12 protein-coding genes are annotated in these 12,352 nt (G+C 59.4%); 3 read left to right on the plus strand and 9 right to left on the minus strand.

Annotation, left to right across the window (positions count from 1 at the left end; genetic code table 11):
- Window positions 1-67: 67 nt before the first annotated feature.
- Window positions 68-709, plus strand: a complete 642-nt coding sequence (locus tag ACZ445_RS28745) for an HD domain-containing protein (protein WP_058426491.1) — start codon at window positions 68-70, stop codon at window positions 707-709.
- Window positions 710-837: 128 nt separating this feature from the next.
- Here the strand turns inward: ACZ445_RS28745 and ACZ445_RS28750 are convergent, their stop codons facing one another.
- The 8 genes from ACZ445_RS28750 to ACZ445_RS28785 form a co-directional block, all read right to left on the minus strand.
- Window positions 838-1,722, minus strand: a complete 885-nt coding sequence (locus ACZ445_RS28750) for an ABC transporter permease subunit (protein WP_058426490.1) — start codon at window positions 1,720-1,722, stop codon at window positions 838-840.
- Window positions 1,719-2,639, minus strand: a complete 921-nt coding sequence (locus ACZ445_RS28755; RefSeq protein WP_058426489.1) for an ABC transporter permease subunit — start codon at window positions 2,637-2,639, stop codon at window positions 1,719-1,721. Before ACZ445_RS28755 ends, ACZ445_RS28750 begins: the two co-directional genes overlap by 4 nt.
- Entirely contained in the window at window positions 2,636-3,778 is a 1,143-nt protein-coding gene (locus ACZ445_RS28760; RefSeq protein ID WP_058426488.1) for an ABC transporter ATP-binding protein, read from the minus strand. The genes ACZ445_RS28755 and ACZ445_RS28760 overlap by 4 nt, the downstream gene beginning before the upstream one ends.
- Before the next feature lie 67 nt (window positions 3,779-3,845).
- On the minus strand, window positions 3,846-4,940 hold the full coding sequence (locus tag ACZ445_RS28765; protein WP_058426487.1) for a polyamine ABC transporter substrate-binding protein: 1,095 nt from the start codon (window positions 4,938-4,940) through the stop codon (window positions 3,846-3,848).
- A 154-nt stretch (window positions 4,941-5,094) separates the two neighbouring features.
- Complete coding sequence (locus tag ACZ445_RS28770; RefSeq protein ID WP_058426694.1) at window positions 5,095-6,189, minus strand: polyamine ABC transporter substrate-binding protein; 1,095 nt, start codon at window positions 6,187-6,189, stop codon at window positions 5,095-5,097.
- 197 nt (window positions 6,190-6,386) lie between these two features.
- Window positions 6,387-7,751, minus strand: coding sequence for an aspartate aminotransferase family protein (locus ACZ445_RS28775; RefSeq protein ID WP_058426486.1), 1,365 nt, complete (start codon window positions 7,749-7,751; stop codon window positions 6,387-6,389).
- A gap of 58 nt (window positions 7,752-7,809) precedes the next feature.
- Window positions 7,810-9,168 (minus strand): glutamine synthetase family protein, encoded by a 1,359-nt coding sequence (locus ACZ445_RS28780; protein ID WP_003176780.1) that lies wholly within the window; start codon window positions 9,166-9,168, stop codon window positions 7,810-7,812.
- A gap of 79 nt (window positions 9,169-9,247) precedes the next feature.
- Window positions 9,248-9,487, minus strand: coding sequence for a hypothetical protein (locus ACZ445_RS28785; protein WP_081049328.1), 240 nt, complete (start codon window positions 9,485-9,487; stop codon window positions 9,248-9,250).
- A 278-nt stretch (window positions 9,488-9,765) separates the two neighbouring features.
- Between ACZ445_RS28785 and ACZ445_RS28790 the strand changes: the two genes are divergently transcribed.
- Together ACZ445_RS28790 and ACZ445_RS28795 are read left to right on the plus strand one after the other, a co-directional pair.
- Complete coding sequence (locus ACZ445_RS28790) at window positions 9,766-11,142, plus strand: glutamine synthetase family protein (RefSeq protein ID WP_003213894.1); 1,377 nt, start codon at window positions 9,766-9,768, stop codon at window positions 11,140-11,142.
- Window positions 11,143-11,372: 230 nt separating this feature from the next.
- Complete coding sequence (locus ACZ445_RS28795) at window positions 11,373-12,002, plus strand: TetR/AcrR family transcriptional regulator (RefSeq protein ID WP_058426484.1); 630 nt, start codon at window positions 11,373-11,375, stop codon at window positions 12,000-12,002.
- Window positions 12,003-12,117: 115 nt separating this feature from the next.
- Here the strand turns inward: ACZ445_RS28795 and ACZ445_RS28800 are convergent, their stop codons facing one another.
- Window positions 12,118-12,333 (minus strand): TOBE domain-containing protein, encoded by a 216-nt coding sequence (locus ACZ445_RS28800; protein WP_003213899.1) that lies wholly within the window; start codon window positions 12,331-12,333, stop codon window positions 12,118-12,120.
- Between the last annotated feature and the right edge of the window lie 19 nt (window positions 12,334-12,352).

Consider the following 12,352-nt stretch of genomic DNA (forward strand, 5'->3'; position numbering starts at 1 on the left):
GCCCTCACCGCGATAGCCCCATCACTGGCACGCGACCAGACTGGAATCTTTCCAGAGGAGAACCACCATGAGCACCACCATCGCCGGCATCCAGATCCCGGACAGCGCCCTGGCCAAGGCCACCACAGAGTACATCCGCGACGTCGAATCCGACCTGCTCTACCATCACTCGCGCCGAGTGTTCCTGTTCGGCGCCTTGAGCGGTGAACGCAAGCAACTGGCCTACAACCCGGAGCTGCTTTACGTCGGCGCGATGTTCCATGACCTGGGCCTGGTGGAAGGCCATCGCAGTGACAACGAGCGCTTCGAAGTCGACGGCGCCAACGCTGCGGCCGCGTTCCTCAAGCCGTACGGGCTGAGCGATGACGATATCGAACAGGTGTGGCTGTCCATCGCCCTGCACACCACACCGGGTGTGCCGCAACATTTGCGCCCGACCGTGGCACTGGTGACGGCCGGCGTTGAAATGGACGTGCTGGGCATGGACTATGCCGCGTTTTCCAGCGTGCAGCGCGAAGCCGTGGTGCATGCGCATCCACGCGGTGAAGGGTTCAAGGAGTGCATCATCTGCGCGTTTGCCGACGGCTTGCGCCATCGCCCGCAGACCACGTTCGGCAACGTGAAGACGGATGTGCTGGTGGATCAGGAGCCGGGGTTCAAGCCGATGAATTTTGTGGAGGTGATCCGCAAGTCGCCGTGGGTCGCATAGTTGACTTGAAATGCAATCAAATGTGGGAGGGGGCTTGCCCCCGATGGCAGTGTGTCAGTCACCCAATCAATTGACTGATACACCGCTATCGGGGGCAAGCCCCCTCCCACATTGCTCCACACCAGTCTTTAGACCGGTGCAGCCGCCCGGCGCTTGTCCGGCTGCTGCCAGCCATCCGCCGCTGCTTCTTCGATGGCCTGCTGGATCGCCTTTTTGCGCATCTCTTCGGCACGCCGGCTGAAGAACCACACCAGGAAGGTCACCAGCGACACCGCCAGCAGGATCAGGCTGGCCACGGCGTTGATCTCGGGTTTGACCCCAAGGCGCACCGCCGAGAACACTTCCATCGGCAGGGTCGTCGAACCCGGCCCCGACACGAAGCTGGCCAGTACCAGGTCATCCAGGGACAACGCGAACGACATCATGCCGCCCGCCGCCAACGACGGCGCGATCATCGGGATGGTGATCAGGAAGAACACCTTCCACGGCCGCGCGCCGAGGTCCATCGCGGCTTCTTCGATCGACAGGTCCAGCTCACGCAAGCGCGCCGACACCACCACCGCCACATACGCCGCACAGAACGTGGTGTGGGCGATCCAGATGGTGACGATGCCACGCTCCTGGGGCCAGCCAATCATCTGCGCCATGGCCACGAACAGCAGCAACAGCGACAGACCGGTGATCACTTCCGGCATCACCAACGGCGCGGTCACCAGGCCGCCGAACAGCGTGCGGCCCTTGAACTGGCTGATGCGCGTCAGCACGAAGGCCGCCAACGTACCCAGCGCCACCGCCGCCACCGCCGTGTAGCAGGCGATTTCCAGGGAGCGCGCCACCGAACCCATCAACTGGGTGTTGTCCAAAAGGCCCACGTACCACTTGATCGACCAACCACCCCACACCGTCACCAGTTTGGATTCGTTGAACGAGTAGATCACCAGGATCAGCATCGGCAGGTAGATGAACAACAACCCCGCCACCAGCATGAAACTCGAGAAACTGAAGCGCTTCATATCTTGCCCTCCATCTCTTTGGCTTGGCTGCGGTTGAACAGGATGATGGGCACGATCAGGATCGCCAGCATCACCACCGCCAGGGCAGAGGCCACCGGCCAGTCACGGTTGTTGAAGAATTCTTGCCACAACACTTTACCGATCATCAGGGTTTCCGGGCCGCCGAGCAGTTCCGGGATCACGAACTCGCCCACCACCGGGATGAACACCAGCATGCAGCCGGCAATGATGCCGTTCTTGGACAGCGGCACGGTGATCTTCCAGAAGCTGTTGAAGGTGCTCGAACCCAGGTCGGATGCGGCTTCCAGCAGGCTCTGGTCGTGTTTCACCAGGTTGGCGTACAGCGGCAGGATCATGAACGGCAGGTACGAATAGACCACGCCGATATACACCGCGATGTTGGTGTTGAGGATCTGCAGCGGCTCGTTGATCAACCCGATGGACAGCAGGAAGCCATTGAGCAGACCGTTGTTGCTGAGGATGCCCATCCACGCATACACGCGGATCAGGATCGCGGTCCAGGTCGGCATCATGATCAGCAGCACCAGCACGGTCTGCATCTCTTTGCGCGCGCTGGCAATGGCGTAGGCCATCGGGTAGCCGATCAACAGGCACAGCAACGTGCTGAAGAACGCCATTTTCAGCGAGCCCAGGTAGGCGGCGATGTACAACTCGTCGTCGCCGAGCATCGCGTAGTTGCCCAGGTTGAGCACCAATTGCAGTTTCTGCTCAACGAAGGTGTAGATCTCTGTGTACGGCGGGATCGCCACGTCGGCTTCGGCAAAACTGATCTTCAGGACAATGAAGAACGGCAGCATGAAGAACAGGAACAGCCACAGGAAGGGAATGCCAATGACCGCATGACGGCCACTGGGCGTTATTCGTTGCAGGCGGCGCTTGAGCTTCTTCATGTTCATGAGCGCAGTACCACGCCGCTGTCGTCTTCCCACCATACGTACACCTGGTCACCCCAGGTCGGCCGCTGGCCACGGCGTTCGGCGTTGGCGACGAAGGACTGCACCAGCTTGCCGCTCGGCAGTTCGACGTAGAACACCGAATGGCCGCCCAGGTAGGCAATGTCGTGCACTTTGCCGCTGGACCAGTTGTGCTCGCAGGTCGGCATTTCGGTGGTGACCAGCAGTTTTTCCGGGCGGATCGCGTAAGTCACCGACTTGTCTTCCACCGCCGTGGCGATGCCGTAGCCCACATAGATGTCGCGGTCCAGGTCGGCGCACTTGAGCACCGCGTGGCCTTCGGCGTCATCGACTACCTGAGTGTCGAAGATGTTGACGTTGCCGATGAACTCGCACACCAGGCGGCTGGTGGGCGTCTCGTAGATGTCGATCGGGCTGCCGATCTGGGCGATCCAGCCCAGGTGCATGATCGCGATGCGCTCGGCCATGGTCATGGCCTCTTCCTGGTCGTGGGTCACCATCACGCAGGTCACGCCCACACGCTCGATGATCTCCACCAACTCCAGTTGCATCTGCGAACGCAGCTTCTTGTCGAGGGCGCCCATGGGCTCATCGAGCAGCAGCAGTTTCGGGCGCTTGGCCAGGGAACGGGCCAGGGCCACACGCTGACGCTGGCCGCCGGACAACTGGTGCGGCTTGCGCTTGGCGTACTGGCTCATTTGCACTAGCTTGAGCATCTCGGCCACGCGGGCGTCGATCTCGGCCTTGGGGATCTTGTCCTGTTGCAGGCCGAACGCGATGTTCTGCGCCACGGTCATGTGCGGGAACAGGGCGTAGGACTGGAACATCATGTTGATCGGCCGCTCGTAGGGCGGCATGTCGGTGATGTCCTCGCCGTCGAGGTAGATGCGGCCCTCGGTCGGGCGCTCGAAACCTGCAAGCATGCGCAGCAAGGTGGACTTGCCCGAACCCGAACCGCCGAGCAGGGCGAAGATCTCGCCCTTCTTGATTTCCAGGGACACATCGTCCACGGCAATCGTCTCGTCGAACTTCTTCGTGACCCGGTCGATTTTGACCAGCACCTTCTTCGGTGTCTGGTCCCCTTCGAGGGCTTTCTTATAGGCGCCGGAGGCAACTGCCATTTACGAAACTCCCAGAAAAAAAGAGTGCAGCGGACCCAATGCGGGCCTGCCTTGGATAGTTTGAGCCTTACTTGCCCGTCTTGACCTTGGTCCAGCTACGGGTCATCAAGCGTTGCACTTTCGGGGGTAGCTCGAAGTTGACGAAGGTCCTGTCGAGTACCGCCTGCGGTGGGTAAACCGCTTCGTCCGTGCGTATCGATTGCTTCATCAGTTTGTCCGCCCCTGGGTTAGGGTTGGCGTAACCGACGTAATCACTGACCTGGGCGATCACCTCAGGTTGCAGCAAATAGTTGATGAAGGCGTGGGCTTCCTTGACGTTGGTGGCATCCTTGGGGATCGCCAGCACGTCGAACCACAGGTTGCCGCCTTCCTTCGGAATCGCGTAGGCGATGTTCACGCCCTTGCCCGCTTCGCTTGCGCGAGCCTTGGCCTGGAACACATCGCCGGAGAACCCGGCGGCCACGCAGATGTTGCCGTTGGCAAGGTCCGAGATGTACTTGGAAGAATGGAAGTAGGTCACGTAGGGCCGCACTTTCAGCAGCTTCTCTTCGGCCTTCTTGTAGTCATCCGGGTTCGTACTGTTAGGGTTCAGGCCCATGTAGTTGAGCACTGCCGGCAGCATTTCGTCCGCCGAGTCCATGAACGACACGCCGCAGGTCGCGAGCTTCTTCATGTTCTCAGGCTCGAACAGCACGGCCCAGGAATCGATATGGTCCACGCCCAGCACTTCCTTCACTTTATCGACGTTGTAGCCGATGCCATTGGTGCCCCACAGGTACGGCACGGCGTACTGGTTGCCCGGGTCGTTCTTTTCCAGGCGCTTGAGCAGCGCCGGGTCGAGGTTGGCGTAATTCGTCAGCAATGACTTGTCGAGCTTCTGGAACGCCCCGGCCTTGATCTGCTTGCCCAGGAAGTGGTTGGACGGCACCACCACGTCGTAACCGGTACGCCCGGCCAGCAGCTTGCCTTCCAGGGTTTCATTGGAGTCAAACACGTCATACACAGGCTTGATGCCACTGGCCTTTTCAAAGTTGGCCAGGGTGTCGTCGCCGATGTAATCCGACCAGTTATAAATATGCACGGTCGGTGCGGCCTGCACGCTCAACGTCAGCGTGATACCTGCACCCACCAGCAAGGCTTTGCGAAATAAAGAAATTGGCAAGTGGAGGTCCTCTTAAATAGTTGGGCCTTAAAGTTGTTGCCCGGCAACAAAACCGGCGCGCAACTTACCCTCGATAAACCGATCCGGCAAAACTTTCTGTCATTTAATTGTTTCGATAACCACCGCGCCAGGCGCGGTGGTTAACAAAGACCGGTTATTTACCGGACTTGATCTTGGTCCAGCTGCGTGTCATTTCACGCTGGGTTGCAGCCGGCAGGTCGGCGATCGCGTAGAGCTTGGCCTGCACATCCGCTGGCGGGTAGATGCCCGGGTCGCTGGTGATGTCTTTGTCGACCAGTGCAGTGGCTTTCTCGTTACCGTTCGGGAAACGCACGCTGTTGGTGATCGACGCCATGACTTCCGGCTTGAGCAGGTAGTTCATGAACTTGTAGGCCGCGTCGACGTTCTCGGCATCTTTAGGGATGGCGACCATGTCGTAGAAGCTGCCAGCGCCTTCTTTCGGAATGTCGTAGGCCACCTTGACCTTGCCACCGGCTTCAGCCGCACGGGACTTGGCCTGCTGGATGTCACCCGAGTAACCCACGGCGACGCAGATGTTGCCGTTGGCCAGGTCGGAGATGTACTTGGACGAGTGGAAGTAGCCGATTGAAGGGCGGATCTTCAGGAACAGGTCTTCGGCCTGTTTCAGGTCAGCCTTCTTCTGAGTGTCGGTCGGCAGGCCCAGGTAATGCAGCGCCACCGGCAGCATTTCGGTTGGCGAATCGAGGAAGCTCACGCCGCAGCTTTTCAGCTTGGCGATGTTCTCAGGCTTGAGCAGCACGTCCCACGAATCGATCTTGTCCACGCCCAGCGCGGCCTTGACCTTCTCCGGGTTGTAGCCGATGCCGATCGAACCCCACATGTACGGGAAGGCGTGCTTGTTGTCCGGGTCGCTGACCGACACGGCTTTAAGCAGGGATTTGTTCAGGTTGTCGTAGTTGGACAGCTTGGACTTGTCCAACTCCTGGTAAACGCCGGCCTTGATCTGCTTGGCGAGGAAGTTGTTCGACGGCACGACGATGTCGTAACCGGACTTGCCTGCCAGCAACTTGGCTTCCAGGGTTTCGTTGCTGTCAAAAACGTCGTACACCACCTTGATGCCCGACTCTTTTTCAAAGTTGGCGATGGTGTCCGGTGCAATGTAGTCGGACCAGTTGTAGACGTGCAGCACTTTATCGTCTGCCTGGGCCGCGCCCGCCATTGCGCCCATCAGGGACAAGGCGAGGAGGGTCTTGCCAGCGTTCTTCAAACCTAATGCCTTCATTTGGTGATGCTCCGATTTTTTCTTTTTTGGGCCACAAGCTTTCATTGTTGAGTAGCCCAGCCAAAGGGCAACAAAACAGGGCGACAGTCTGGCAAGTTCCGAGGCCGGCTTTCAACCAAAGCCTCACTTATAACTGCCCAGGGACGCAGCGCCCGAAAGCTGCTGCGTTCTGAGCCTAGCACTTAGCCCTGCAATGCCGCCAAAGTCAGGTCCAGGCACTGCCGAGCCTTGGTCACCAGCTCGTCGATTTCTGCCTTGCTGATCACCAGCGGCGGCGAAATGATCATGGTGTCGCCCACGGCGCGCATGATCAGGCCATTTTCGAAGCAGAACGTGCGGCAGATCATGCCGACGCCCTTGCCTTCGTAGCGTTTGCGGGTGGCCTTGTCCTGCACCAGTTCAATGGCACCGAGCATGCCCACGCCGCGCACTTCGCCCACCAGCGGATGGTCCGCCAATTCCCTCAGACGTTTCTGCAAATACGGTGCCGTTTCGTCGTGAACACGGTTAACGATTTTTTCATCGCGCATGATGCGGATGTTTTCCAGCGCTACCGCAGCGGCGACCGGGTGACCGGAATAGGTGAAGCCGTGGTTGAAATCACCGCCTTCGTTGAGGACCGCCACCACGTCATCGCGCACGATCAGGCCACCCATGGGGATGTAACCCGAGGTCAGGCCCTTGGCGATGGTCATCATGTGCGGCTTGAGGTCGTAGAAATCGCTACCGAACCACTCACCGGTACGGCCGAAACCGCAGATCACCTCATCGGCAATAAACAGGATGTCGTACTTGGCGAGGATTTCCTTGATGCGCGGCCAGTAGGTGTCTGGCGGCACGATCACGCCACCGGCACCCTGGATCGGCTCCGCAATAAACGCACCTACGTTGTCCACGCCCAGCTCCAGGATCTTTTCTTCCAGCTGGTTGGCGGCCCACACGCCGAATTCTTCCGGGCTCATGTCGCCGCCTTCGCCAAACCAGTACGGCTGGGCGATGTGGGTGATGCCCGGGATCGGCAAGTCGCCCTGCTCATGCATATAGGTCATGCCGCCCAGGCTGGCGCCGGCCACGGTGGAGCCGTGGTAGCCATTCTTGCGGCTGATGATGGTTTTCTTGTTTGGCTGGCCCTTGATCGCCCAGTAGTGGCGGACCATACGCAACATGGTGTCGTTGCCTTCGGAGCCGGAACCAGTAAAGAACACGTGGTTCATGCCGGCGGGTGCGATGTCGGAAATGGCCTTGGCCAGTTCCAGCACCGGCGGGTGTGCGGTCTGGAAGAACAGGTTGTAGTACGGCAGTTCTTTCATTTGCTTGGCGGCGGCGTCAGCCAGTTCATCGCGACCATAACCGATCGCCACGCACCACAGGCCGGCCATGCCGTCGAGGATCTTGTTGCCTTCGCTGTCCCACAGGTAAACGCCGTGGGCTTTGGTGATGATGCGCGGGCCTTTCTCTTTCAATTGCTTGAAGTCGCTGAACGGCGCCAGGTGGTGATCACTGCTCAAGGCTTGCCATTCACGGGTTTGCGGGTTGTTGCTGGACATACCAATCTCCTAGACTTTTCAGTTAAGGGCGCGCGGGTTGCCCCGTGCGCCCGGCGCATCAGACGGCGAAGAGCAGGAATTCCCGCTCCCACGAACTGATCACGCGCTTGAAGTTTTCATGCTCGGCCCGCTTGACCGCGACGTAGCCTGTGATGAATTTCTGACCCAGGTATTTCTCGATGGTCTTGCTGTTTTCCATGCGTTCCAGGGCGTCTTCGATGGTCAACGGCAGGCGCAGGTTGCGCCGCTCGTAACCACGGCCCACCACCGGCGCGCTCGGGTTATGGCCTTCGACCATGCCGATGTAGCCGCACAACAGGCTGGCGGCAATCGCCAGGTACGGGTTGGCGTCGGCGCCCGGCAGGCGGTTTTCCACCCGGCGGTTCTGCGGGCCGGCATCCGGTACGCGCAGGCCTACGGTGCGGTTTTCTTCGCCCCATTCCACGTTCACCGGCGCCGAGGTGTCGGGCAGGAAGCGGCGGAACGAGTTCACGTTGGGGGCAAACAGCGGCAGCAGTTCAGGGATGAATTTCTGCAGGCCGCCAATGTGGTTGAGGAACAGCTGGCTCATGGTCCCGTCTTCATTGGAGAAGACGTTCTTGCCGGTGGCGATGTCGATGATGCTCTGGTGCAGATGCATCGCGCTGCCGGGCTCGCCGGTCATCGGCTTGGCCATGAAGGTGGCGGCCACGTCGTGCTTGAGCGCGGCTTCGCGCATGGTGCGCTTGAACACCAGGATCTGGTCGGCCAGGGACAGGGCATCGCCGTGACGGAAGTTGATTTCCATCTGGGCCGTGCCGTCTTCGTGGATCAGGGTGTCGAGGTCCAGCTCCTGCAGTTCGCACCAGTCGTAAACGTCTTCGAACAACGGATCGAATTCGTTGGCCGCTTCTATAGAGAAGGACTGGCGACCGGTTTCCGGGCGCCCGGAACGGCCAATCGGCGGTTGCAGCGGGAAGTCCGGGTCTTCGCAGCGCTTGGTCAGGTAGAACTCCATCTCCGGCGCCACGATGGGCTGCCAGCCTTTGTCGGCATAGAGTTTGAGGACTTTCTTGAGCACGTTGCGCGGCGACAGCTCGATCGGGTTGCCTTGCTTGTCGTAGGTGTCGTGAATCACCTGGGCGGTCGGCTCGATAGCCCATGGCACCAGGAACACGGCGTTCTGGTCGGGGCGGCAGATCATGTCGATGTCGGCCGGGTCGAGCAATTCGTAATAGATGTCGTCTTCGACATAGTCGCCGGTCACGGTCTGCAGCAGAACGCTTTCGGGCAGGCGCATACCCTTTTCGGCAATGAACTTGTTGGTCGGCGAGATCTTGCCCCGGGTGATACCGGTGAGGTCGCCAATCATGCATTCGACTTCTGTGATCTTGTGGTCTTTCAACCAATCGGTGAGCTGGTCGAGGTTGTTACTCATAAATGCCTCTGGGCTGGGTTTCCTGGCACCCATTAAAGGCCAGGCGTTGTTTGACGCAGCATCCGCGTCGTTTTTTCGTTCAGGGTAGGAGCTTACCTGCCATTTGCTGCTGCGTTGCATTCCTCACGCCAAAGTTGTGCGCAATCTTGAGCAGCACGCGGCTCGCACGCCGTTCGGTGGCAGATGAAGAGGCAAAAAAGAGGTCGGCCCGGGCGTCAAGAATATTGGCCGGGGAGCGCGCTATCACGCGGGAGGAATGTACGGATGACACAGCCTGGCTGAAGCAGGCCAAGACGCCGTTGGGCGGCAGGTGAAACATGAAGCACCCCGGTATTATTGCTGTTATGGGTTTGAATCGAGCTTAGCCTTGTTCATTTTTTTACACAACACCCCCGTAAAAAATACAACACGGCCCGCTCAAGCCTGCGAGTCCCAAGCCGTTCAAACCCAAAAAACCGCCCCAAAAGGCCCCAAAAAAGCCTTCGTGGCGCTTTTTTAGGGCAAAAAAGGCCTTGCTTGACTTCGGCATGCCGTTCGGGTTGACTGAAACCAGAAAAGATCAATGATTGATATTTTTAACAACAAAGGTGTTGCATCATGTCGGTACCCCCGCGTGCCGTTCAGCTTAACGAAGCGAACGCGTTCCTTAAGGATCATCCTGAGGTTCTGTACGTAGACCTTCTAATTGCGGATATGAATGGTGTGGTGCGCGGCAAGCGCATCGAACGCACCAGCCTCCACAAGGTTTACGAGAAGGGCATTAACCTGCCTGCCTCTTTATTTGCCCTGGATATCAACGGCTCTACGGTGGAAAGCACCGGCCTGGGCCTGGACATCGGTGATGCTGACCGAATCTGTTATCCGATCCCCGACACCCTGTGCAATGAACCCTGGCAAAAGCGCCCCACCGCGCAACTGCTGATGACCATGCACGAACTGGAAGGTGAACCTTTCTTCGCCGATCCGCGCGAAGTGCTCCGCCAAGTTGTAAGTAAATTTGACGACCTCGGTCTGACCATCTGCGCCGCCTTCGAGCTTGAGTTCTACCTGATCGACCAGGAGAACGTGAACGGCCGCCCACAACCGCCCCGCTCGCCGATCTCCGGCAAACGCCCGCACTCGACACAGGTCTACCTGATCGACGACCTCGACGAATACGTCGACTGCCTCCAGGACATCCTGGAAGGTGCGAAAGAGCAAGGCATCCCGGCCGACGCCATCGTCAAGGAAAGTGCCCCGGCGCAGTTCGAAGTGAACCTGCACCACGTGGCCGACCCGATCAAGGCCTGCGACTACGCGGTACTGCTCAAGCGCCTGATCAAGAACATCGCCTACGACCATGAGATGGACACCACCTTCATGGCCAAGCCTTACCCAGGCCAGGCAGGCAACGGTTTGCACGTACACATCTCGATCCTGGACAAAGACGGCAAGAACATTTTTGCCAGCGAGGATCCCGAGCAGAACGCCGCATTGCGTCACGCGATCGGCGGTGTGCTCGAGACCCTGCCCGCCCAGATGGCGTTCCTGTGCCCCAACGTCAACTCCTACCGTCGTTTCGGAGCACAGTTCTACGTGCCGAACTCGCCGTGCTGGGGCCTGGACAACCGCACTGTAGCGATTCGCGTACCGACCGGCTCGTCCGATGCCGTACGTATCGAACACCGCGTGGCCGGCGCCGACGCCAACCCTTACCTGCTGATGGCTTCGGTCCTGGCAGGCGTGCACCACGGCCTGACCAACAAGATCGAGCCTGGCGCACCGGTGGAAGGCAACAGCTACGAGCAGAACGAACAGAGCCTGCCGAACAACCTGCGCGATGCATTGCGCGAGCTGGACGACAGCGAGGTGATGGCCAAGTACATCGATCCTAAATACATCGATATCTTCGTCGCCTGTAAGGAAAGTGAGCTGGAAGAGTTCGAACACTCCATCTCCGACCTTGAGTACAACTGGTACCTGCATACCGTGTAAGCGATTGCGGCATTGAAAAAACGCCGCGGGCTTTGGGCCTGTGGCGTTTTTTTATGGGTCTCTTCCTGAGGACCTAGTTGGCCTCATCGGGAGCAAGCCACTCCCACAGTTGACTGCATTCTAATGTTGGAACTCGGTCGAATGTGGGAGGGGGCTTGCTCCCGATGGCGGTTTGGCAGACAACAAACTTTCCTGCTCATACAATGCCCGCTGCCTTGTAGGAGACTTCCATGACCACCCGCCCCGCCCCCCTCCGCAAACCCCGCGCCCGCAGCCAGGCCCGGATCGATGCGATCCTTGACGCCGCCCGCACCTTGCTGGCCGCCGAAGGCGTGGCGGGTTTGTCGATCTACGGCGTGGCCGAGCGAGCGCAGATTCCGCCGTCGTCGGTGTATCACTTTTTCGCCAGTGTGCCGGCGCTGCTGGAAGCCCTGACCGCCGATGTACACGCCGCTTTCCGGGCGGCGATTCAGGCGCCCATCGAGCATGACTCACTCAAGCACTGGCGCGACCTGTCCTGCATCGTCGAACAGCGCATGCTCAGCATCTACGAGCACGACGCCGCGGCGCGTCAGTTGATCCTGGCCCAGCATGGGCTGACCGAAGTGACCCAGGCGGATCGTCAGCATGATCTGGAGTTGGGCGACCTGATGCTCACCGTATTCAACCGTCACTTTGAAGTGCCGACGCTACCAAAGGATGTGGACGTATTTGCCCTGGCGCTGGAGCTGAGCGACCGCGTGTATGCGCGCTCGGTGCATCAGCATGGGCTGATCACGCCGCGCATGGCGGAGGAAGGGATGCGGGTGTTTGATGCGTATGTGGGGCTGTACCTGCCGCCCTATCTGCCCAAGCGTTAATTTTGTGGGGGCTGGGCCGGCCTCATCGGGGGTTCAAGCCCCCTTCCCACATGTTGACCGCGCCGCCTATCAAATGTGGGAGGGGGCTTGCCCCCGATGGCGCTCTCAAGCGCGATCACAACTTGGCGATCGACACCTCAGTGGACTTAACAAAGGCAATCACTTCGCTGCCAATCACCAATTCCAGCTCCTTGACCGAGCGGGTGGTGATCACGGAGGTGACGATGCCGGACGCGGTCTGCACGTCGATTTCCGACAGCACGTCGCCTTCGACGATTTCCTTGATGGTGCCTTTGAATTGGTTACGCACGTTGATGGCTTTAATAGTCATGGTGTTCTTCCTTCAGGGG

The sequence above is a fragment of the Pseudomonas allii genome, from assembly GCF_055380095.1.

What these genes read in the sequence shown, in the direction of transcription:
- ACZ445_RS28745 (WP_058426491.1), top strand. Translation starts at nt 68, where the DNA reads ATGAGCACCACCATCGCCGGCATCCAGATCCCGGACAGCGCCCTGGCC.
- ACZ445_RS28785 (WP_081049328.1), bottom strand. Translation starts at nt 9,487, where the DNA reads ATGTTTCACCTGCCGCCCAACGGCGTCTTGGCCTGCTTCAGCCAGGCT.
- ACZ445_RS28755 (WP_058426489.1), bottom strand. Translation starts at nt 2,639, where the DNA reads ATGAACATGAAGAAGCTCAAGCGCCGCCTGCAACGAATAACGCCCAGT.
- ACZ445_RS28790 (WP_003213894.1), top strand. Translation starts at nt 9,766, where the DNA reads ATGTCGGTACCCCCGCGTGCCGTTCAGCTTAACGAAGCGAACGCGTTC.
- ACZ445_RS28795 (WP_058426484.1), top strand. Translation starts at nt 11,373, where the DNA reads ATGACCACCCGCCCCGCCCCCCTCCGCAAACCCCGCGCCCGCAGCCAG.
- ACZ445_RS28760 (WP_058426488.1), bottom strand. Translation starts at nt 3,778, where the DNA reads ATGGCAGTTGCCTCCGGCGCCTATAAGAAAGCCCTCGAAGGGGACCAG.
- ACZ445_RS28775 (WP_058426486.1), bottom strand. Translation starts at nt 7,751, where the DNA reads ATGTCCAGCAACAACCCGCAAACCCGTGAATGGCAAGCCTTGAGCAGT.
- ACZ445_RS28750 (WP_058426490.1), bottom strand. Translation starts at nt 1,722, where the DNA reads ATGAAGCGCTTCAGTTTCTCGAGTTTCATGCTGGTGGCGGGGTTGTTG.
- ACZ445_RS28780 (WP_003176780.1), bottom strand. Translation starts at nt 9,168, where the DNA reads ATGAGTAACAACCTCGACCAGCTCACCGATTGGTTGAAAGACCACAAG.
- ACZ445_RS28800 (WP_003213899.1), bottom strand. Translation starts at nt 12,333, where the DNA reads ATGACTATTAAAGCCATCAACGTGCGTAACCAATTCAAAGGCACCATC.